This is a genomic window from Bacillus sp. SIMBA_008, assembly GCF_046535495.1.
Taxonomy (GTDB): Bacteria; Bacillota; Bacilli; order Bacillales; family Bacillaceae; genus Bacillus; species Bacillus subtilis.
Genome location: NZ_JAWRWL010000001.1, coordinates 246,064 through 266,593 on the forward strand (window position 1 = coordinate 246,064; position 20,530 = coordinate 266,593).

At 44.5% G+C, this 20,530-nt stretch carries 21 protein-coding genes, 1 tRNA gene, 1 riboswitch and 1 other annotated feature; of the genes, 18 read left to right on the forward strand and 4 right to left on the reverse strand.

All coding sequences use genetic code 11. The features are described 5' to 3' along the window. Nucleotides 1-107 precede the first annotated feature (107 nt). The 4 genes from abfB (at nt 108) to SB658_RS01245 (ending at nt 5,736) form a co-directional block, all read left to right on the forward strand. Nucleotides 108-1,595: an alpha-L-arabinofuranosidase AbfB gene (gene abfB, locus SB658_RS01230; RefSeq protein ID WP_015483534.1), complete on the forward strand. Its 1,488-nt coding sequence runs from the start codon at nt 108-110 to the stop codon at nt 1,593-1,595. Nucleotides 1,596-1,917: 322 nt separating this feature from the next. Continuing rightward, entirely contained in the window at nt 1,918-2,232 is a 315-nt protein-coding gene (trxA, locus tag SB658_RS01235; protein WP_003222500.1) for a thioredoxin, read from the forward strand. 135 nt (nt 2,233-2,367) lie between these two features. After that, on the forward strand, nt 2,368-4,140 hold the full coding sequence (gene uvrC, locus SB658_RS01240; RefSeq protein ID WP_144500650.1) for an excinuclease ABC subunit UvrC: 1,773 nt from the start codon (nt 2,368-2,370) through the stop codon (nt 4,138-4,140). 64 nt (nt 4,141-4,204) lie between these two features. Beyond that, a riboswitch (Lysine riboswitch) is annotated at nt 4,205-4,384 on the forward strand. 125 nt (nt 4,385-4,509) lie between these two features. Beyond that, a complete protein-coding gene (locus SB658_RS01245; protein WP_024572581.1) occupies nt 4,510-5,736 on the forward strand; it encodes an aspartate kinase in 1,227 nt (408 codons plus the stop codon). A gap of 43 nt (nt 5,737-5,779) precedes the next feature. Here SB658_RS01245 and SB658_RS01250 read toward each other — a convergent pair whose 3' ends face one another. After that, the gene (locus SB658_RS01250) at nt 5,780-6,226 is read right to left on the reverse strand and encodes a YslB family protein (protein WP_144500651.1); all 447 of its coding nucleotides are present in this window, start codon (nt 6,224-6,226) and stop codon (nt 5,780-5,782) included. Nucleotides 6,227-6,518: 292 nt separating this feature from the next. On the opposite strand from SB658_RS01250, the gene sdhC reads away from it, so the two are divergent. From sdhC to SB658_RS01310, 12 genes are all read left to right on the forward strand, one after another. Beyond that, on the forward strand, nt 6,519-7,127 hold the full coding sequence (sdhC, locus tag SB658_RS01255; protein WP_003222512.1) for a succinate dehydrogenase cytochrome B558: 609 nt from the start codon (nt 6,519-6,521) through the stop codon (nt 7,125-7,127). 33 nt (nt 7,128-7,160) lie between these two features. Next, nucleotides 7,161-8,921: a succinate dehydrogenase flavoprotein subunit gene (sdhA, locus tag SB658_RS01260; RefSeq protein WP_003229567.1), complete on the forward strand. Its 1,761-nt coding sequence runs from the start codon at nt 7,161-7,163 to the stop codon at nt 8,919-8,921. Nucleotides 8,922-8,923: 2 nt separating this feature from the next. Next, the gene (gene sdhB, locus SB658_RS01265) at nt 8,924-9,685 is read left to right on the forward strand and encodes a succinate dehydrogenase iron-sulfur subunit (RefSeq protein WP_144500652.1); all 762 of its coding nucleotides are present in this window, start codon (nt 8,924-8,926) and stop codon (nt 9,683-9,685) included. A 60-nt stretch (nt 9,686-9,745) separates the two neighbouring features. Next, nucleotides 9,746-10,189: an acyl-CoA thioesterase gene (locus SB658_RS01270; protein WP_072173596.1), complete on the forward strand. Its 444-nt coding sequence runs from the start codon at nt 9,746-9,748 to the stop codon at nt 10,187-10,189. Nucleotides 10,190-10,304: 115 nt separating this feature from the next. Beyond that, nucleotides 10,305-10,529, forward strand: coding sequence for a spore germination transcription factor GerE (gene gerE / locus SB658_RS01275; RefSeq protein ID WP_003184172.1), 225 nt, complete (start codon nt 10,305-10,307; stop codon nt 10,527-10,529). A gap of 243 nt (nt 10,530-10,772) precedes the next feature. Beyond that, complete coding sequence (locus SB658_RS01280; protein ID WP_003229573.1) at nt 10,773-11,213, forward strand: MarR family winged helix-turn-helix transcriptional regulator; 441 nt, start codon at nt 10,773-10,775, stop codon at nt 11,211-11,213. A 7-nt stretch (nt 11,214-11,220) separates the two neighbouring features. After that, nucleotides 11,221-12,039: a glutamate racemase gene (gene racE / locus SB658_RS01285; protein ID WP_010886589.1), complete on the forward strand. Its 819-nt coding sequence runs from the start codon at nt 11,221-11,223 to the stop codon at nt 12,037-12,039. Between the two features lie 114 nt (nt 12,040-12,153). Beyond that, nucleotides 12,154-13,254, forward strand: a complete 1,101-nt coding sequence (gene gerM, locus SB658_RS01290) for a spore germination protein GerM (RefSeq protein WP_003229578.1) — start codon at nt 12,154-12,156, stop codon at nt 13,252-13,254. 110 nt (nt 13,255-13,364) lie between these two features. Next, nucleotides 13,365-14,102, forward strand: coding sequence for a ribonuclease PH (gene rph / locus SB658_RS01295; protein WP_019712911.1), 738 nt, complete (start codon nt 13,365-13,367; stop codon nt 14,100-14,102). A 12-nt stretch (nt 14,103-14,114) separates the two neighbouring features. Then, a complete protein-coding gene (locus SB658_RS01300; RefSeq protein ID WP_015251523.1) occupies nt 14,115-14,711 on the forward strand; it encodes an XTP/dITP diphosphatase in 597 nt (198 codons plus the stop codon). A gap of 15 nt (nt 14,712-14,726) precedes the next feature. Then, nucleotides 14,727-15,236 (forward strand): metallophosphoesterase, encoded by a 510-nt coding sequence (locus SB658_RS01305; RefSeq protein WP_029726376.1) that lies wholly within the window; start codon nt 14,727-14,729, stop codon nt 15,234-15,236. Between the two features lie 129 nt (nt 15,237-15,365). After that, nucleotides 15,366-15,439, forward strand: a tRNA-Arg gene (locus SB658_RS01310). A gap of 63 nt (nt 15,440-15,502) precedes the next feature. Here the strand turns inward: SB658_RS01310 and SB658_RS01315 are convergent. The 3 genes from SB658_RS01315 to cotQ all read right to left on the reverse strand — a co-directional run bounded on the left by SB658_RS01315 (nt 15,503) and on the right by cotQ (nt 17,461). After that, complete coding sequence (locus SB658_RS01315) at nt 15,503-16,327, reverse strand: YsnF/AvaK domain-containing protein (RefSeq protein WP_029726375.1); 825 nt, start codon at nt 16,325-16,327, stop codon at nt 15,503-15,505. A 183-nt stretch (nt 16,328-16,510) separates the two neighbouring features. Continuing rightward, on the reverse strand, nt 16,511-16,966 hold the full coding sequence (locus tag SB658_RS01320; RefSeq protein WP_029726374.1) for a GNAT family N-acetyltransferase: 456 nt from the start codon (nt 16,964-16,966) through the stop codon (nt 16,511-16,513). 168 nt (nt 16,967-17,134) lie between these two features. Next, nucleotides 17,135-17,461 carry an inner spore coat protein CotQ gene (gene cotQ / locus SB658_RS01325; protein WP_029726373.1) on the reverse strand — a complete coding sequence of 109 codons (327 nt, stop codon included), beginning with the start codon at nt 17,459-17,461 and terminating at the stop codon, nt 17,135-17,137. Between the two features lie 447 nt (nt 17,462-17,908). Next, nucleotides 17,909-18,155, forward strand: a binding site (T-box leader). Between the two features lie 121 nt (nt 18,156-18,276). Here cotQ and ilvB point away from each other — a divergent pair. Next, complete coding sequence (gene ilvB / locus SB658_RS01330; RefSeq protein WP_029726372.1) at nt 18,277-20,001, forward strand: acetolactate synthase large subunit; 1,725 nt, start codon at nt 18,277-18,279, stop codon at nt 19,999-20,001. Then, nucleotides 19,998-20,516, forward strand: a complete 519-nt coding sequence (gene ilvN, locus SB658_RS01335) for an acetolactate synthase small subunit (RefSeq protein ID WP_004399096.1) — start codon at nt 19,998-20,000, stop codon at nt 20,514-20,516. The genes ilvB and ilvN overlap by 4 nt, the downstream gene beginning before the upstream one ends. Nucleotides 20,517-20,530 lie beyond the last annotated feature (14 nt).

The following is a 20,530-nucleotide window of genomic DNA, read 5'->3' on the forward strand; positions in this document are numbered from 1 at the left end:
GGTTACTTTAAAAGCGCTTACATTCATGCTGACTCCTCAGGCAAAAGACAGATCACATATTTGACTGTGGTGCTTTTCATATCCGTATGAAAGGAATGATCAGAGGCATGTCTGAACATCAAGCAGTGATTCAAACAGATATCGTAAAAGGAACCATTAACAAAAATATATACGGTCATTTTGCTGAGCATTTAGGAAGAGGGATTTATGAGGGGATCTGGGTTGGAACGGACTCAGACATCCCCAATATCAACGGGATACGAAAGGACGTGCTGGAGGCGCTCAAACAGCTGCACATTCCTGTCCTCAGGTGGCCGGGCGGGTGTTTTGCGGACGAATACCATTGGGCAAACGGTGTCGGTGACCGTAAGACAATGCTGAACACTCACTGGGGCGGTACAATTGAATCAAATGAATTCGGAACGCATGAATTTATGATGCTTTGCGAGCTGCTTGAATGCGAGCCATATATTTGCGGCAATGTCGGAAGCGGAACCGTTCAGGAAATGGCGGAGTGGATTGAGTATATGACATTTGAAGAAGGCACGCCGATGTCAGACTGGAGAAAGCAAAATGGAAGAGAAGAACCTTGGAAGCTGAAATATTTCGGCGTGGGCAATGAAAACTGGGGCTGCGGCGGCAACATGCATCCCGAATACTACGCAGATCTGTACCGGCGTTTTCAGACTTATGTCCGCAATTACAGCGGGAATGACATTTATAAAATTGCAGGCGGCGCAAATGTGGATGATTTTAATTGGACGGACGTGCTTATGAAAAAAGCCGCTGGCCTGATGGACGGGTTGAGTCTTCATTATTACACGATTCCGGGGGATTTTTGGAAGGGCAAAGGATCAGCCACAGAATTCACGGAAGATGAATGGTTTATTACGATGAAAAAAGCCAAATACATCGATGAATTGATTCAAAAACACGGCACGATTATGGACCGGTACGATCCGGAGCAGCGGGTCGGGCTGATTATTGATGAATGGGGCACGTGGTTTGATCCCGAGCCAGGCACGAATCCCGGTTTCTTATATCAGCAAAACACCATTCGTGATGCACTGGTGGCGGCTTCTCATTTCCACATTTTCCATCAACATTGCCGCCGGGTGCAAATGGCCAACATCGCCCAAACAGTAAACGTTCTGCAAGCGATGATTTTGACTGAGGGAGAGCGGATGCTTTTGACACCGACGTACCATGTATTCAATATGTTTAAGGTGCACCAGGACGCTTCTCTTTTAGCCACAGAGACAATGTCTGCCGACTATGAATGGAACGGTGAAACGCTTCCGCAAATCAGCATTTCAGCGTCGAAACAAGCTGAAGGCGATATCAATATCACAATTTGCAACATCGATCACCAAAACAAAGCGGAGGCGGAAATCGAGCTGAGGGGTCTACACAAGGCAGCGGACCATTCCGGAGTCATTCTTACGGCAGAAAAAATGAATGCGCATAATACGTTTGACGATCCTCATCATGTCAAACCGGAATCCTTCAGGCAATACACGCTCAGCAAAAACAAACTGAAAGTAAAACTCCCGCCAATGTCAGTCGTCTTACTTACGCTGCGTGCTGATTCTTAATCGCGCAAGAGCGCCGGAGCTTCATGCCGGCGCTCTTTTTCAGGTTTTAAAACAGCTCCGGCAGGGCATGGTAAAGTACATGACAGTGAAGAGGAGATGTGATCCTATGCTTCGTACCATTTTAATGATTATTGGGGCAATTGTAGTGATCGGGGCCATTATCAGATTTGTGTTTTAAAAAAAGAGCATATCCCATTCAACCATATAAAAATGAGTAAACCGGCTGTGATCAGGAAAAAATAATTTGTAAGCATTAAAATAGCGTGAACGAATGGGAGATGCTATACTAAAAATCATCATTTCACATTGGAGGAATTCAATAATGGCTATCGTAAAAGCAACTGATCAATCTTTCTCAGCTGAAACAAGCGAAGGCGTCGTACTGGCAGACTTCTGGGCTCCTTGGTGCGGACCTTGTAAAATGATTGCACCTGTTCTTGAAGAATTGGATCAAGAAATGGGAGACAAACTGAAAATCGTAAAAATCGATGTAGACGAAAACCAAGAAACTGCCGGAAAATATGGCGTTATGAGCATCCCGACTCTTCTTGTGTTAAAAGACGGCGAAGTAGTTGAAACTTCAGTCGGCTTCAAACCAAAAGAAGCGCTTCAAGAGCTTGTAAACAAACATCTTTAATTTTCCGCTGCTTACATGCCAGAGCGATTCCGATTGAGGGATCGCTTTTTTTATTCGCCAATTGTGAACCATAGAGAAAAACAAACGTTCGTGTTAAACTGGAAATAAAGGATTAAACATAAGGAAGGGTAACATATGAACAAACAACTGAAAGAAAAACTCGCCCTCCTTCCTGATCAACCGGGTTGTTATCTCATGAAGGACCGGCACCAGACTGTGATCTACGTAGGGAAAGCAAAAGTGCTGAAAAACAGAGTGCGCTCCTACTTCACCGGTTCTCACGACGCGAAAACCCAAAGGCTTGTGACGGAAATCGAGGATTTTGAATATATCGTGACGTCCTCCAATCTTGAAGCGCTTATTTTAGAAATGAATCTGATCAAAAAGCATGATCCGAAATACAACGTCATGCTCAAAGACGACAAAACCTATCCTTTCATAAAACTCACCCATGAACGCCACCCAAGGCTGATTGTCACCCGCAATGTCAAAAAAGACAAAGGGCGCTATTTCGGGCCGTATCCGAATGTACAGGCAGCAAGGGAAACAAAAAAACTGCTCGACCGTCTGTATCCTCTCAGAAAATGCTCCAAGCTCCCGGACAGAGTGTGCCTTTACTATCATCTGGGCCAATGCCTCGCTCCGTGTGTAAAGGATATTTCCGAAGAGACGAACAGAGAGCTGGTTGAAAGCATTACACGTTTCTTAAGGGGCGGCTATAATGAGGTCAAAAAAGAGCTTGAAGAGAAAATGCATGAAGCTGCTGAGAATCTTGAGTTTGAACGAGCAAAAGAGCTTCGTGACCAAATTGCCCATATTGAATCAACGATGGAAAAACAAAAAATGACGATGAACGATCTAGTCGACCGTGATGTATTCGCGTACGCGTACGATAAGGGCTGGATGTGCGTGCAGGTCTTTTTCATCCGCCAAGGAAAGCTCATTGAACGCGATGTCAGCATGTTCCCGCTTTATCAGGAAGCAGATGAAGAGTTCCTCACGTTCATCGGGCAGTTCTATTCAAAAAACAACCACTTCCTTCCGAAGGAGATTTTAGTTCCGGACAGCGTAGATCAATCCATGATCGAGCAGCTGCTGGAAACAAACGTTCACCAGCCGAAAAAAGGCCCGAAAAAAGAACTGCTCATGCTTGCCCATAAAAATGCGAAAATCGCATTGAAAGAAAAATTCTCTTTAATCGAACGGGACGAGGAGCGTTCAATCGGGGCAGTGCAGAAACTAGGTGAGGCATTAAATATTTATACGCCGCACAGAATTGAAGCGTTTGATAACTCAAACATACAGGGGACAAACCCGGTTTCCGCGATGATTGTGTTTATCGACGGCAAACCATACAAAAAGGAATACCGCAAATATAAAATCAAAACCGTTACAGGGCCGGATGATTACGGTTCTATGAGAGAGGTTGTCAGAAGACGCTATACGAGAGTGCTTCGTGAGAATCTGCCGCTGCCGGATCTGATTATCATTGACGGAGGAAAAGGGCAGATCAACGCAGCAAGGGATGTCATTGAAAATGAACTCGGCTTGGATATCCCGATCGCCGGTTTAGCGAAAGATGAAAAACACAGAACCTCAAATTTACTGATCGGTGAGCCGCTGGAGGTGGTGTATCTGGAACGAAACAGCCAGGAATTTTACCTCCTGCAGCGCATTCAGGACGAGGTGCACCGTTTTGCAATCAGTTTTCACAGGCAAATCCGGGGAAAAAGCGCGTTTCAATCCGTTTTGGACGACATCCCGGGTATCGGAGAGAAAAGAAAGAAAATGCTGTTAAAGCATTTCGGTTCCGTTAAAAAAATGAAGGAAGCAAGCCTTGAGGACATCAAAAAAGCCGGTGTTCCCGCAGCGGCGGCTCAGCTCCTTTACGACAAATTGCAAAAATAATGTTGTCCTTTTAAATAAGATCTGATAAAATGTGAACTAATTTCATAGTTAGATCGTGTTATATGGTGAAGATAGAGGTGCGAACTTCAAGAGTATGCCTTTGGAGAAAGATGGATTCTGTGAAAAAGGCTGAAAGGGGAGCGTCGCCGAAGCAAATAAAACCCCATCGGTATTATTTGCTGGCCGTGCATTGAATAAATGTAAGGCTGTCAAGAAATCATTTTCTTGGAGGGCTATCTCGTTGTTCATAATCATTTATGATGATTAATTGATAAGCAATGAGAGTATTCCTCTCATTGCTTTTTTTATTGTGGACAAAGCGCTCTTTCTCCTCACCCGCACGAACCAAAATGTAAAGGGTGGTAATACATGGGTCTTATTGTACAAAAATTCGGAGGCACTTCCGTCGGCTCAGTCGAAAAAATTCAAAATGCGGCAAACCGCGCAATTGCAGAAAAACAGAAAGGCCATCAAGTCGTTGTCGTCGTTTCAGCAATGGGAAAATCCACTGACGAATTGGTCAGCCTTGCAAAAGCTATTTCTGACCAGCCGAGCAAACGCGAAATGGATATGCTGCTGGCGACAGGCGAGCAGGTCACGATTTCACTCCTTTCAATGGCATTGCAGGAAAAAGGCTATGACGCTGTGTCTTATACTGGCTGGCAGGCGGGAATCCGTACGGAGGCCATTCACGGAAACGCCAGAATTACAGATATCGACACTTCGGTTTTAGCAGACCAGCTTGAAAAAGGAAAAATTGTCATTGTTGCAGGCTTCCAAGGAATGACAGAGGATTGTGAAATTACGACATTGGGCCGGGGCGGTTCAGATACAACAGCAGTTGCTTTGGCTGCCGCTTTAAAAGCTGATAAATGTGACATATACACAGACGTGCCAGGTGTGTTTACAACCGATCCGCGCTATGTGAAATCAGCGAGAAAACTTGCGGGCATCTCATACGATGAAATGCTTGAGCTTGCCAATTTAGGCGCCGGCGTTCTTCATCCGAGAGCAGTTGAGTTCGCGAAAAATTACCAAGTGCCGTTAGAAGTGCGTTCAAGTACAGAAACCGAAGCGGGAACATTAATTGAGGAGGAATCATCCATGGAACAGAATTTAATTGTCAGAGGAATTGCATTTGAAGATCAAATCACAAGAGTAACCATTTACGGTCTGACTAGCGGTCTGACAACTTTGTCTACTATTTTTACGACACTTGCCAAAAGAAACATAAACGTGGATATCATTATCCAAACGCAGGCCGAGGACAAGACTGGAATTTCCTTCTCTGTCAAAACAGAAGATGCAGACCAAACCGTTGCGGTGCTTGAAGAGTATAAAGACGCGCTGGAATTTGAGAAAATCGAGACAGAAAGCAAATTGGCTAAAGTATCCATTGTTGGATCCGGCATGGTCTCAAATCCCGGTGTAGCGGCTGAAATGTTTGCTGTACTGGCGCAAAAAAACATTTTAATCAAAATGGTCAGCACATCTGAAATCAAAGTGTCAACAGTCGTAAGCGAAAATGACATGGTGAAAGCAGTTGAGTCGCTTCACGATGCATTTGAGCTTTCAAAACATCCTTCAGCTGTGTAATGACAATCAAAAAGGCGGGACTATGCAGTCACCGCCTTTTTGATTACACTGGGTCTTTCATATCCCATTTCACAGTCAGAACCACTTTATCGGCTCTCTTTTTCACTTGTTCATATGATTCGGCAATCTGATCATTCATCAATTGAATTTGTTCAGCGATAAAACCAGCCTCCAGCTGAAAGCATGGTTCTTTCTGATGTTTAAGCCGGTTGGAAATGATCGGCCCTTCAAGTTCAAATTCAAGCTCCTGTTTTTTAGCGCTTACGTTGGTGAGGGTTCCCCAGCCCGCTTCTTCAAAGAAGGGCGGAAATTCCTCCCATGATTCAAGAGGAAACTTACGGGCGAGATGTTTTCCTGCCCAATACATCATGGAAGAGTAATCTTGGCCAAGCATATCTGGGAGAACGATCTCTCGTATTAGTTCGTAGGCATAAGCGTTCATTTCAATTTCTTTTAGGTTGTCAATAGATGCTTCAAATTTAGACTTCATATCTGTCTCCCCTCTCTCCTGCGTATATTATAGCTCAAACAGGGGGGAGGATTACAGAATGATCCTGTAATTCTTATGAAAAATTAAGCAAGAAATATATATTGATAAAATAAAATTTTTCAATCAACTAATCAATTCGGAAAATTATAATTTATGTACGCGTTTTCTTGACGCCCTTTTGAGGGAGGAGTAAAATGAAATTGTCAATAAATCTTAATAAAGTGCTTACAATTGAAAGAAGTGGGGGAAGAGATTTAGCACATTTCGCACTTATCAAACAGGGGGTAAAGTAATGTCTGGGAACAGAGAGTTTTATTTTCGAAGATTGCATTCCTTGCTTGGCGTCATACCGGTCGGCATCTTTCTTATTCAGCATTTAGTCGTCAACCAGTTTGCCGCAAGGGGCGCTGAAGCATTCAATAGCGCTGCTCATTTTATGGATAGTCTGCCTTTCAGGTATGCCTTGGAAATTTTTATTATCTTCTTACCATTAATTTATCATGCAGTTTATGGTGTGTACATAGCGTTTACTGCGAAAAATAACGCAGGTCAATACAGCTACATGAGAAACTGGCTATTCGTCCTGCAGCGTGTAACCGGTATCATCACCCTCATTTTCGTCAGCTGGCACGTGTGGGAAACCCGCATTGCCGCGCAAATGGGTGCTGAGGTCAATTTCGACATGATGGCGAATATTTTGAGCTCTCCGGCTATGCTTGGTTTTTACATTGTCGGTGTTTTATCAACAATTTTCCACTTCTCGAACGGTTTATGGTCTTTCGCTGTTACATGGGGCATCACGGTAACGCCTCGTTCTCAAAGAATTTCGACATACGTTACGCTGATTATTTTTGTTGCACTGTCATACGTAGGCTTAAAAGCGATTTTCGCATTTGTTTAAGAGTACTAGATTACTAGAGGGAGAGGGGCTATCATGAGTCAATCAAGCATTATCGTAGTCGGCGGGGGTCTTGCCGGCCTCATGGCGACAATTAAAGCAGCGGAATCAGGAATGGCGGTTAAATTGTTTTCCATCGTTCCTGTCAAACGTTCTCATTCAGTTTGTGCGCAAGGCGGCATAAATGGAGCGGTCAATACAAAAGGGGAAGGTGACTCTCCGTGGGAACATTTTGATGACACGGTATACGGGGGAGACTTTCTTGCCAACCAGCCGCCAGTCAAGGCGATGTGTGAAGCGGCGCCTTCGATCATCCACTTATTAGACCGGATGGGCGTCATGTTTAACCGGACGCCTGAAGGCCTGCTTGATTTCCGCCGATTCGGGGGTACACAGCACCACAGAACTGCTTATGCTGGTGCGACGACGGGACAGCAGCTGCTTTACGCACTGGACGAGCAAGTGCGCAGATACGAAGTTGCGGGTCTGGTCACAAAATACGAAGGCTGGGAATTCCTTGGCGCTGTTTTAGATGATGACAGAACCTGCCGTGGAATTGTTGCACAAAACCTGACAAACATGCAAATTGAATCCTTCCGTTCAGACGCTGTCATTATGGCGACGGGCGGACCGGGAATCATCTTTGGAAAATCAACGAACTCCATGATTAATACAGGATCTGCTGCATCAATCGTTTATCAGCAGGGAGCGTATTATGCAAACGGAGAATTCATTCAAATCCACCCGACAGCCATACCGGGCGATGACAAACTAAGACTGATGAGTGAATCAGCGCGTGGTGAAGGCGGGCGCGTGTGGACATATAAAGACGGCAAACCATGGTATTTCCTGGAGGAAAAATATCCGGCATACGGAAACCTGGTGCCGCGTGATATTGCGACACGCGAAATATTTGATGTGTGTGTGAACCAGAAGCTCGGCATTAACGGTGAAAACATGGTATATCTCGATCTGTCTCATAAAGATCCGAAAGAGCTTGATATTAAGCTTGGCGGCATCATTGAGATTTATGAGAAATTCATGGGAGACGACCCGCGTAAGCTCCCAATGAAAATCTTCCCGGCGGTCCATTATTCTATGGGCGGTTTATGGGTGGATTACGATCAAATGACAAATATCCCTGGACTGTTTGCGGCTGGGGAATGTGATTATTCTATGCACGGCGGCAACCGCTTGGGAGCGAACTCCCTGCTGTCTGCGATTTACGGAGGCATGGTGGCCGGACCGAATGCGGTGAAATATGTAAACGGCTTAGAATCTTCAGCGGAAGACATGTCTTCATCTTTATTCGACGCTCACGTTAAGAAAGAAGAAGAAAAATGGGCTGATATTATGAGTATGGACGGAACCGAAAATGCCTATGTTCTTCACAAAGAGCTCGGTGAGTGGATGACGGCGAACGTAACGGTTGTCCGCCATAATGACAAGCTTTTGAAAACGGATGACAAAATTCAGGAGTTAATGGAGCGCTTCAAAAAGATCAACATCAATGACACGACAAAATGGAGCAACCAGGGAGCGATGTTCACACGCCAGTTCTCAAACATGCTTCAGCTTGCTAGGGTGATTACCCTTGGCGCATACAACCGTAATGAAAGCCGGGGCGCCCATTATAAACCGGATTATCCTGAACGTAATGATGATGAATGGCTCAAAACAACAATGGCTAAACATGTAAGCCCGTATGAAGCGCCGGAATTTGAGTATCAGGATGTCGATGTATCACTGATAACGCCTCGGAAACGGGATTACTCGAAGAAGAAGGTGGCGAAATAATCATGAGTGAACAAAAAACCATACGATTTATTATCACACGTCAAGATACAGCCGACAGCACGCCTTACGATGAAGAATTTGAGATTCCATACCGCCCGAATCTGAACGTCATTTCCGCTCTGATGGAAATCCGCCGGAATCCGGTTAATGTCAAAGGTGAGAAGACAACCCCTGTCACATGGGATATGAACTGTCTTGAGGAAGTATGCGGCGCATGTTCAATGGTCATAAACGGAAAACCCCGCCAGTCTTGTACGGCGCTTATCGACCAGCTTGAACAGCCGATCCGTTTAAAACCAATGAAAACATTCCCAGTCGTTCGTGATTTGCAGGTTGATCGCAGCAGAATGTTTGATTCATTGAAAAAAGTAAAAGCATGGATACCGATTGACGGTACGTACGATTTAGGACCGGGGCCGAGAATGCCGGAAAAACGCCGTCAATGGGCATATGAATTATCAAAATGCATGACATGCGGCGTCTGCCTCGAAGCTTGCCCGAATGTGAACAGCAAATCGAAGTTCATGGGGCCTGCACCGATGTCGCAAGTCCGCCTGTTTAACGCGCATCCGACAGGCGCCATGAATAAATCTGAACGATTAGAAGCATTAATGGATGAAGGCGGCCTTCAAGATTGTGGTAACTCGCAAAACTGTGTTCAATCCTGTCCGAAGGGGATTCCGCTTACCACTTCGATTGCAGCCTTGAATAGAGATACAAACATACAAGCGTTCCGCAATTTCTTCGGAAGCGACAGAGTATAAGAAGAAAAAACCTCTTCCGCATGGGAGAGGTTTTTTTAAACAATAAGGAGATGAAAAAAGATGAAGCTTCCCGCTTATATTGATATGCCGTTTCAAGAATGGAAAACATCCTTTTCTTTTGTTAATGAGGTATCCGTAAGATTTTCCGAGACAGACATGTTTGGGCATATGAATAATGTAACCCCTTTTATATATTTTGAGGAGGCGCGGATTTCTTATTTTAAAAAGCTGAATATGATGAGTGAAAACAAACAGACCATGACAGTCGTGGCAAGCCAGCAATGCGATTATTTGCGCCAAGTCATGCCTTATGAAGAGTTGCGCATCTATGTGAAAACAAGCGCAGTCGGCAGTTCATCTCTTACCTTGCACTATCTCGGAGAGAACCTCGAAGGCGAACCCTGCTTCACCGGGGCAGTCGTGATGGTTCAAGTCTCAAAGGAAAGCGGCAAGGCTGTCAGCTGGACAGATGAGGAGAAAGAAACGCTCCTTCATACACGATAAACTAATTATCTTGTAAACGTCACCTCCTGCGCCCTTCTTACATATGATATCTCGACTATATCAAAACCCATTCGTTTCTGATTCGCTCTCACCTTAGCAAGGAGGGTTACAATACTTGAAGGAGAAAGAATTTCAATCGAAGCCGCTGCTAACGAAAAGAGAAAGAGAAGTGTTCGAATTGCTCGTTCAAGATAAGACAACAAAGGAGATTGCAAGCGAGCTATTTATCAGTGAGAAAACCGTTCGAAACCATATTTCAAATGCCATGCAGAAATTGGGTGTGAAAGGGCGTTCGCAAGCCGTTGTTGAGCTTCTTAGAATGGGTGAGCTAGAGCTTTAATCCTTGCCGGTATTCCTTCTTTTGGAAGGAGCCGGTTATTGCTGTTTGTTTGGAACATTCGAAACCATATTTGGAATGCTGTGCAAAACGTAGGCAAGTCATAAATTAAATTTTATTTCTTGATGTTGTTTGACTAAAGTCCTCTATTTCTCTCCTGCGAGTCTTGCATTTTCTTCAAAAAAGAAGGAAAATAGACACGGAACGCTTTTGTGCGTAAGAGATCCTTGAGTGAGGGATGGACAAATGACATCAAAACCTTTGGAGCATGTTGCGGATATTGAAAAGTCACTCCGCCACATTGCCGCGATCATTAAGCAAAAAGGACGAGAAATCCTTAACCAATATGCGATTACGCCGCCGCAATTTGTCGGCTTGCAATGGCTTTATGAATTAGGAGATATGACAATCGGTGAATTATCGGGCAAAATGTATCTGGCATGCAGCACGACAACGGACTTAATCGACCGCATGCAAAAAAATGAGCTTGTTGAGCGGGTCAAGGACCCGGCGGACAGACGTGTTGTCAGGATACATCTGCTGCCTGAAGGAGAACGGATTATCCAAGAGGTCATTACAAAAAGACAGGAATATCTGCGTGATATGTTCGAATCGTTTACAGATGAAGAAATAGCCATCTTCGAAAAATCTTTGATGAAACTGCAGCATGAAATGAAGAGAAAATGAGGCGATTTTGTTGGAACAACCAATAGGAGTCATTGATTCCGGGGTTGGCGGTTTAACCGTTGCGAAGGAAATCATGAGACAGCTACCTAAAGAAAATATTATCTACGTCGGGGATACGAAACGGTGTCCTTACGGGCCGCGCCCTGAAGAAGAGGTGCTTCAATATACGTGGGAGCTGACGAATTATTTACTCGAAAACCACCACATCAAAATGCTCGTGATCGCCTGTAATACAGCAACAGCGATCGCTTTGGATGACATCCAGCGCAGCGTCGGTATACCGGTGGTCGGAGTCATCCAGCCTGGTGCGAGAGCAGCGATAAAAGTGACGGATAATCAGCATATCGGTGTCATCGGCACAGAGAATACGATTAAGAGCAATGCATACGAAGAAGCGCTTTTGGCATTAAACCCTGATTTGAAGGTTGAAAACCTTGCCTGCCCGCTGCTTGTGCCTTTTGTGGAAAGCGGGAAGTTTCTCGACAAAACAGCAGACGAGATTGTTAAAACCTCGCTGTATCCGTTAAAAGACACATCAATTGATTCGCTGATTTTAGGCTGCACCCATTACCCTATTTTAAAAGAAGCCATTCAAAGATATATGGGAGAGCACGTAAACATTATTTCGTCCGGCGATGAAACAGCCCGGGAAGTCAGCACAATTCTCTCTTATAAAGGGCTGCTGAACCAGTCTCCGATTGCCCCGGATCATCAGTTCCTGACAACAGGGGCGCGTGATCAGTTTGCAAAAATCGCAGACGATTGGTTTGGCCATGAAGTCGGGCATGTGGAATGTATCTCACTGCAAGAACCGATTAAAAGATAGTTTTCCCCGCAACGGTATGTTGCGGGTTTTTTTCTGTTTTGCCGGAATTCTTCGGTCTATTTCCTAAAGAGGCTCGTATACATAATAGTACAAACATCCTTAGGAGGGAAAAGTATGCTGAAAAAAGGACCTGCAGTCATTGGTGCCACTTGTCTCACCTCTGCCTTGCTTTTATCCGGATGCGGTTTGTTTCAATCTGATAAGGCAGCCGAGGAAATTGATCCGCCTCAAGACGTTACATTCGTGAACGATGAAGCGGGTGCCAATTCAAATACAACAGCAGCCAAAAAAACAGAAAGTGAAAAAAGCGATACCGCAAAAGCGGATCAAGCCTCATCTACTGTTATGAGGGAGCTTTATCTCATTGATAAAAACGGGTATGTTGTTGCGCAAACGCTGCCTCTTCCTAAAAGTGAGAGCACGGCTAAGCAGGCGCTTGAATACCTCGTACAGGGCGGGCCTGTGTCTGAAATTCTTCCGAATGGCTTCAGAGCTGTATTGCCGGCTGACACCACCGTTAACGTTGACATCAAAAAAGATGGAACGGCGATAGCTGATTTCTCTAATGAGTTCAAAAATTATAAGAAAGAAGACGAACAGAAAATCGTTCAATCTGTGACGTGGACGCTGACGCAATTTAGTTCGATAGATAAAGTGAAGCTGAGAATAAACGGGCATGAACTGAAGGAGATGCCTGTAGGAGGGACGCCGATCTCAGATGATTTAAGCCGCAAAGACGGCATTAATTTGGAAACAGCCGGTGTAAATGATCTCACTGCTACCCATCCGCTGACAGTCTACTATTTGGCGGAAAATGAAGACAGTGAATACTACGTGCCGGTGACCAAACGAATCGACAATTCGGAAAAAGACGACATCACAGCAGCCATTAATGAATTGGCTAAAGGGCCGAGCAAGGTGAGCGGGCTGTTAACAGACTTCAGTGAAGATGTAAAGCTGGTCAGCAAACCGAAAATCAAAGACGGGCGCGTGACGTTGGATTTCAATCAATCTATATTCGGCAGCGCCGATGAGAAGACGAAAATGATTTCTTCAGAAGTGCTGAACAGCATTGTGCTGACGTTAACGGAGCAGCCGGATGTAAAAAGCGTCTCTGTTAAAGTGAACGGAAAATCAGAGCTGGTAAATGAAAAAGGCGAAAAGCTCACAGAACCGGTCTCCAGACCATCTCAAGTGAATACGGGTAGTTTTTAAATTGGGATTTTTGATATACTAGAAAGAAAGAGGTTAGCGTTCCGGCTGCCTCTTTCTTTATTCAATTCCGGGACAAAAATGGTTTATGTACATACAATCGGAGGTAAAACATGAGACATGACGGAAGACAACACGATGAGCTGCGTCCAATCACATTCGATCTGGATTTTATTAGCCATCCGGAAGGTTCTGTTCTAATAACATCGGGAAATACTAAGGTAATCTGCAACGCGTCTGTTGAGGACCGCGTACCGCCGTTTTTGCGGGGCGGAGGGAAAGGCTGGATTACAGCAGAGTACAGCATGCTGCCGCGGGCAACAAACCAAAGAACAATCAGAGAATCTTCTAAGGGGAAAATTTCCGGCAGAACAATGGAGATCCAACGCCTGATCGGCCGCGCGCTTCGAGCTGTTGTAGATCTGGAAAAGCTCGGTGAACGGACGATTTGGATTGACTGTGATGTCATTCAAGCTGATGGAGGAACTAGAACAGCTTCCATTACAGGCGCATTTCTTGCTATGGCGATTGCGATTGGCAAGATGATCAAAGCAGGAACAATCAAGACAAATCCGATCACTGATTTTCTTGCTGCGATCTCTGTTGGAATTGATAAGGAACAGGGAATTTTGTTAGATTTAAATTATGAAGAAGATTCCTCTGCTGAAGTTGACATGAATGTCATCATGACAGGCAGCGGCCGTTTTGTGGAACTGCAGGGAACCGGGGAAGAGGCGACTTTTTCTAGAGAGGATCTGAACGGTCTTCTGGGTCTTGCGGAAAAAGGAATCCAAGAGCTGATTGACAAGCAAAAAGAAGTGCTGGGTGATTCTCTGCCAGAACTGAAATAAAGACAGAAAGGCTTGATCATCATGAAAGAAGCAATTATTGCGACACATAATCCGGGAAAAGTGAAGGAATTCAAAGAAATTCTTGAGCCAAGAGGCTATGATGTCAAATCTTTAGCTGAAATTGGATTCACAGAAGAAATTGAAGAAACAGGCCATACATTTGAAGAAAATGCCATTCTGAAAGCGGAAGCTGTTGCCAAAGCAGTGAACAAAATGGTGATTGCGGACGACTCCGGTCTATCCATCGATAATCTTGGCGGCAGACCCGGTGTTTATTCAGCCCGCTATGCAGGGGAACAGAAAGACGACCAGGCAAATATCGAAAAAGTGCTCAGCGAGCTGAAAGGTATCGAAAAAGAACAGCGCACCGCCCGTTTCCGCTGCGCACTGGCCGTGAGTATTCCCGGTGAGGAAACAAAAACAGTCGAAGGCCATGTTGAAGGGTATATTGCCGAAGAACCGAGAGGAGAATATGGCTTTGGCTATGACCCAATCTTTATCGTGAAAGATAAAGATAAGACAATGGCTGAACTGACAAGTGATGAAAAAAATAAAATCAGCCATAGGGCTGACGCGCTTAAAAAGCTATCTAAGCTTTTGGAGGCATAAGGAGGAAGCTTGTACATGAACGTGCTGATTATCAGTGACAGCCATGGGCTTGAAGAAGAACTCCAAACCATTGCGAAACGGCATGAGGCAGAAGTTGATCTCATGATTCATTGCGGGGACTCTGAGCTTGAAACGAGGCATCCTGCATTGGAGCCTTATGCGGTTGTAAAAGGCAATTGCGATTTTGCCGGCGATTTTAAGGACGAGCTTCTACTGACTGCCGGTTCAAGAAAAATACTGGTCACACACGGCCACCTTCACGGTATAAAACAGACCTTGTTAAACGTATACTATCGTGCAGAGGAGCTCGGAGCGGATATTATCTGCTTCGGGCATTCGCACATCGCGGGAAGCGAAGTGCTGCGGGGCAAGCTGATGATTAACCCAGGCAGCATCCGGCTTCCGAGGGTGCGCAGGACAGAAAGCTATGCTATACTGACATTAGAAAATGATGCTGCGACAGTCCATTTTTACGACCAAGCAGGCAATGAAATTGAGGATCTGCAAAATCGAGTCACACTATGAAAATGTCATGAGGAAGAAAATTTTCTTCCTCATGAAAAAAATTCTAAAAAACCGTTGACTTATTGTTGCATCCCATATATAATAAATCTTGTCGCTGATAGTTAAAGCGAAAAACAAAAAATAAAACGTGTCCCAGTAGCTCAGCTGGATAGAGCAACGGCCTTCTAAGCCGTCGGTCGGGAGTTCGAATCTCTCCTGGGACGTACCAAAAGAAAAACCTCAAATCCATTTAGGATTTGAGGTTTTTTGTTGTCGGTCTATGATTTTCATTTGTTATTTAACGGATCATCATCCAAGCCGTCAACTTTTCCGTCTTTATTCAGACGAGGTTCTTCTTTTTTCACAGTTTCAGAAATATGTTCATTTTCTTCAACAGTGCGTTTACCGACAACCACTTCATCAGTGACAACCGGTTTTTTAGTCACTTCCAGCTTTTCCTCAACGATTGGCACTCTGATCTCTTCCGAATCGTTGACGGGAGAAGCATCCGCTTTATTTTCATCCACTGGCCGGCGTTCGACATAAATTTCATCATGTCTCACCGGGATATCCATCTCTCTTTTTTCTGTTTTTACTTCTTTTCCTATCTCTACTTCACCGGTTTGAACGTCTTCTTTATCGACTTTCAGCTGTTCTTCCCGGAGCGGCATCGTTTTTTCTTCTTTCGTTGTATAATCCGCCATTTCATTTGTGCTTGAAAAGCCGCCTGAAAGGGCATTGCCGTTATCAAGAGGAGCATTTACATCTGCATCTGTATCGACGGCTACCAGAAGTTTTCCGTCATCCAAATCTTCTTGATACTTGTCTATTTCATCAGTTTTAATATCCAAGTCGGATAATGCTTTGCTGTGTGTAGAAGTATCATCCATTGTGAAATAATCTTTCAGTTTATCGAAAAAAGATTCAGATTCGTCCTGATGTGCATCGATGGCTTGATTGACTTCTGTTCCTGTACGTGACTCCAAATAATCTGTATCTCGCCGGCTTGTCACAACAGAAATGTCATCAGAATCATAGCCTTTTGTGAGTAAGCCTTCAATCGCTGCGATGGTTTCCTGCGGAGTTTCGTATACACCAACTATGCTTTTCATATCAATCTCCTCCTTTATGAATTTGCATGATATCGTTCATGTCGTTTGTAATTCCCGCTGTTCTTTGAATTAAACAAAATTGAAAACATTGGCGTGTATCATAAAGGTGAAAAATGTGTGAAAATAAAAAAAGATAGATAAGACAGACCTTCCCCTGCACTTATCTATCCTTATAAAGCCGTCTCACAATTCCTTCGTCATAAACACACTGTTTGGATCTTCAACATAGTCTGCAAACGGTTCACAGTACTGAAAATCGAAGCTTTCATACAATTTTCTTGCCGGTTCAAATGAAGCCTTTGAACCCGTTTCTAAGCTTAACCGCTCATAGCCTCGCTTCTCAGCTTCTTCAATGATGTGCTGGAGAACTTGTTTGGCAACGCCTTTTCTTAAATGTGATACAGATGTTCGCATTGATTTGATTTCTCCATGCCGGGTGTCCAGTTCTTTTAGCGCTCCGCAACCGGCTAGTTCATCACCTTCCCATGCACTCCAAAATGTTATTCCAGGCCCTCTTAGTTTCTCTAAACCTAAGGCATGGATGCTTTCCGGCGGGGACATAAGCGTCATGCTATGTAAATGCTCATTCACAAGTGAGACCACCTGACGTCCAGTTAAATCGTCTATTTTTATATGCAATTTTATTCCTCCTCGAAAACTTACGGGTTGTGCAGAATATCGTTCAATTCATCTTAATCATATTCCATCCTGTTTCCAAATATAAAGACAGAAAATGTGACTGTATTTGTGAAGTCGTTTTAAAACAATAAAAGGACCGCAATAGATGTTCGGCCCTTGTGGTCTTCTTTAATATCTAAAGCCTCCGTGTACGCCTGGCGCCCCGCTGAATCCGCCGGCATGTATCGCTGGAGCACTTAAGCTGCCGCCATGGCCGCTAAAGCCTGCACCTGAAAATTGCTGTCCGTAAAATCCTGAAGCGTATGGGAATGAGGAGTACATTCCAGAGGGAGTGGTTAACGGGCTGTATGCCTGGCTGAACGGCTGTCCGTATCCGTAGCCTCCAAATGGCTGCTGGCTTTGCTGGTAGAAGGCAGGGGTAGCAGGATAGTACTGCTGCGGAAAGCTCGGGAAGCCTGCAGGGAATCCTTGCATGTCTGCTAATGATTTATTCATCGTATCACCTTTTCTTTGCAAGATATCATTAATGTATGCCGAGGGAACAAGAGAAGTGCCTATCCGAAATTGAAATGGATTGCAAGATGATCTGTCAGACTCAATCCATATACGAACCATATCGCGTTATAAAATCTTACATGTTTATATAAAATTAAATAATTCTGGTGTATTCTTGATAGATTAATAAAAAAATTATAAAAACTTTTAACATTTGCAATTCCTTTTGTATCAATAATGAAAGCGTATACAATATAGTTTGATTAATCGAAATTGTCTAATAATTTTAAAAAATGCTGTTGACACTGCGTCCAAAGCGGCGTAATATGAGTTCAACAAAAGATAAACGCAAGCTTCACAAGCGAAAATCATCGCAGTATGATTCTAAAAAAGTGAAAAACAAACGACCTTCTTGAACAGCTGGAAAGCCGTTCCGAAGGCTGAATATGAAAAGCGCAGATGAGGATAAGTAGCCTTGAAAAAGCTTTCCACAGAGAACCGGGTTAGCTGAGAACCGGCGAAGCTTTACAAGGTGAACTCGCCTCAGAGTGCCAGTCTGAAATGACAGTAGGACTTGGCCGGGTGAACTTGATTCACTCGTTACTAAAGCGGATAGAAATATCCATGAGACGGCCGATTAACAGGCCGTAAACAAGGGTGGTACCGCGGAAAGAAAAGCCTTTTCGCCCCTTTTAGCTATCGCAGTTACTGCGCGGCTGATTGTGGGCGGAAGGGCTTTTTTTATTGAATAATCAGCTATATAGCTAATGAAAAGATGATCTTTAAAGGATGAAAATCCAAAAGGAGGAACTAAAATGGGGACTAATGTACAGGTGGATTCAGCATCTGCCGAATGTACACAGACGATGAGCGGAGCATTAATGCTGATTGAATCATTAAAAAAAGAGAAAGTAGAAATGATCTTCGGTTATCCGGGCGGGGCTGTGCTTCCGATTTACGATAAGCTATACAATTCAGGGTTGGTACATATCCTTCCCCGTCACGAACAAGGAGCAATTCATGCAGCGGAGGGATACGCAAGGGTCTCCGGAAAACCGGGTGTCGTCATTGCCACGTCAGGGCCGGGAGCGACAAACCTTGTTACAGGCCTTGCTGATGCCATGATTGATTCATTGCCGTTAGTCGTCTTTACAGGGCAGGTAGCAACCTCTGTAATCGGGAGCGATGCATTTCAGGAAGCAGACATTTTAGGGATTACGATGCCAGTAACAAAACACAGCTACCAGGTTCGCCAGCCGGAAGATCTGCCGCGCATCATTAAAGAAGCGTTCCATATTGCAACAACTGGAAGACCCGGACCTGTATTGATTGATATTCCGAAAGATGTAGCAACAATTGAAGGAGAATTCAGCTACGATCATGAGATGAATCTCCCGGGATACCAGCCGACAACAGAGCCGAATTATTTGCAGATCCGCAAGCTTGTGGAAGCCGTGAGCAGTGCGAAAAAACCGGTGATCCTGGCGGGTGCGGGCGTACTGCACGGAAAAGCGTCAGAAGAATTAAAAAATTATGCTGAACAGCAGCAAATCCCTGTGGTACACACCCTTTTGGGGCTCGGAGGCTTCCCGGCTGACCATCCGCTTTTCCTGGGGATGGCGGGAATGCACGGTACTTATACAGCCAATATGGCCCTTCATGAATGTGATCTATTAATCAGTATCGGCGCCCGTTTTGATGACCGTGTCACAGGAAACCTGAAACACTTTGCCAGAAACGCAAAGATTGCTCACATCGATATTGATCCAGCTGAAATCGGAAAAATCATGAAAACACAGATTCCTGTAGTCGGAGACAGCAAAATTGTCCTGCAGGAGCTGATCAAACAAGACGGCAAACAAAGCGATTCAAGCGAATGGAAAAAACAGCTCGCCGAATGGAAAGAAGAGTATCCGCTCTGGTATGTAGATAATGAAGAAGAAGGTTTTAAACCTCAGAAATTGATTGAATATATTCATCAATTTACAAAAGGAGAGGCCATTGTCGCAACGGATGTAGGCCAGCATCAAATGTGGTCAGCGCAATTTTATCCGTTCCAAAAAGCAGATAAATGGGTCACGTCAGGCGGACTTGGAACGATGGGATTCGGTCTTCCGGCGGCGATCGGCGCACAGCTGGCCGAAAAAGATGCTACTGTTGTCGCGGTTGTCGGAGACGGCGGATTCCAAATGACGCTTCAAGAACTCGATGTTATTCGCGAATTAAATCTTCCGGTCAAGGTAGTGATTTTAAATAACGCTTGTCTCGGAATGGTCAGACAGTGGCAGGAAATTTTCTATGAAGAACGTTATTCAGAATCTAAATTCGCTTCTCAGCCTGACTTCGTCAAATTGTCCGAAGCATACGGCATTAAAGGCATCAGAATTTCATCAGAAGCGGAAGCAAAGGAAAAGCTGGAAGAGGCATTAACATCAAGAGAACCTGTTGTCATTGACGTGCGGGTTGCCAGCGAAGAAAAAGTATTCCCGATGGTGGCTCCGGGGAAAGGGCTGCATGAAATGGTGGGGGTGAAACCTTGAAAAGAATTATCACATTGACTGTGGTGAACCGCTCCGGGGTGTTAAACCGGATCACCGGTCTATTCACAAAAAGGCATTACAACATTGAAAGCATTACAGTTGGACACACAGAAACAGCCGGCGTTTCCAGAATCACCTTCGTCGTTCACGTTGAAGGAGAAAATGATGTTGAACAGTTAACGAAACAGCTCAACAAACAGATTGATGTGCTGAAAGTCACAGACATCACAAATCAATCGATTGTCCAGAGGGAGCTGGCCTTAATCAAGGTTGTCTCCGCACCTTCAACGAGAACAGAGATTAATGGAATCATAGAACCGTTTAGAGCCTCTGTCGTTGATGTCAGCAGAGACAGCATCGTTGTTCAGGTGACGGGTGAATCTAACAAAATTGAAGCGCTTATTGAGTTATTAAAACCTTATGGCATTAAAGAAATCGCGAGAACAGGTACAACGGCTTTTGCGAGGGGAACCCAGCAAAAGGCGTCATCCAATAAAACAATATCTATTGTATAAAACATAACAAGGGA

What these genes read in the sequence shown, in the direction of transcription:
- abfB (WP_015483534.1), top strand. Translation starts at nt 108, where the DNA reads ATGTCTGAACATCAAGCAGTGATTCAAACAGATATCGTAAAAGGAACC.
- trxA (WP_003222500.1), top strand. Translation starts at nt 1,918, where the DNA reads ATGGCTATCGTAAAAGCAACTGATCAATCTTTCTCAGCTGAAACAAGC.
- uvrC (WP_144500650.1), top strand. Translation starts at nt 2,368, where the DNA reads ATGAACAAACAACTGAAAGAAAAACTCGCCCTCCTTCCTGATCAACCG.
- SB658_RS01245 (WP_024572581.1), top strand. Translation starts at nt 4,510, where the DNA reads ATGGGTCTTATTGTACAAAAATTCGGAGGCACTTCCGTCGGCTCAGTC.
- SB658_RS01250 (WP_144500651.1), bottom strand. Translation starts at nt 6,226, where the DNA reads ATGAAGTCTAAATTTGAAGCATCTATTGACAACCTAAAAGAAATTGAA.
- sdhC (WP_003222512.1), top strand. Translation starts at nt 6,519, where the DNA reads ATGTCTGGGAACAGAGAGTTTTATTTTCGAAGATTGCATTCCTTGCTT.
- sdhA (WP_003229567.1), top strand. Translation starts at nt 7,161, where the DNA reads ATGAGTCAATCAAGCATTATCGTAGTCGGCGGGGGTCTTGCCGGCCTC.
- sdhB (WP_144500652.1), top strand. Translation starts at nt 8,924, where the DNA reads ATGAGTGAACAAAAAACCATACGATTTATTATCACACGTCAAGATACA.
- SB658_RS01270 (WP_072173596.1), top strand. Translation starts at nt 9,746, where the DNA reads ATGAAGCTTCCCGCTTATATTGATATGCCGTTTCAAGAATGGAAAACA.
- SB658_RS01280 (WP_003229573.1), top strand. Translation starts at nt 10,773, where the DNA reads ATGACATCAAAACCTTTGGAGCATGTTGCGGATATTGAAAAGTCACTC.
- gerM (WP_003229578.1), top strand. Translation starts at nt 12,154, where the DNA reads ATGCTGAAAAAAGGACCTGCAGTCATTGGTGCCACTTGTCTCACCTCT.
- rph (WP_019712911.1), top strand. Translation starts at nt 13,365, where the DNA reads ATGAGACATGACGGAAGACAACACGATGAGCTGCGTCCAATCACATTC.
- SB658_RS01305 (WP_029726376.1), top strand. Translation starts at nt 14,727, where the DNA reads ATGAACGTGCTGATTATCAGTGACAGCCATGGGCTTGAAGAAGAACTC.
- SB658_RS01315 (WP_029726375.1), bottom strand. Translation starts at nt 16,327, where the DNA reads ATGAAAAGCATAGTTGGTGTATACGAAACTCCGCAGGAAACCATCGCA.
- cotQ (WP_029726373.1), bottom strand. Translation starts at nt 17,461, where the DNA reads ATGAATAAATCATTAGCAGACATGCAAGGATTCCCTGCAGGCTTCCCG.
- ilvB (WP_029726372.1), top strand. Translation starts at nt 18,277, where the DNA reads ATGGGGACTAATGTACAGGTGGATTCAGCATCTGCCGAATGTACACAG.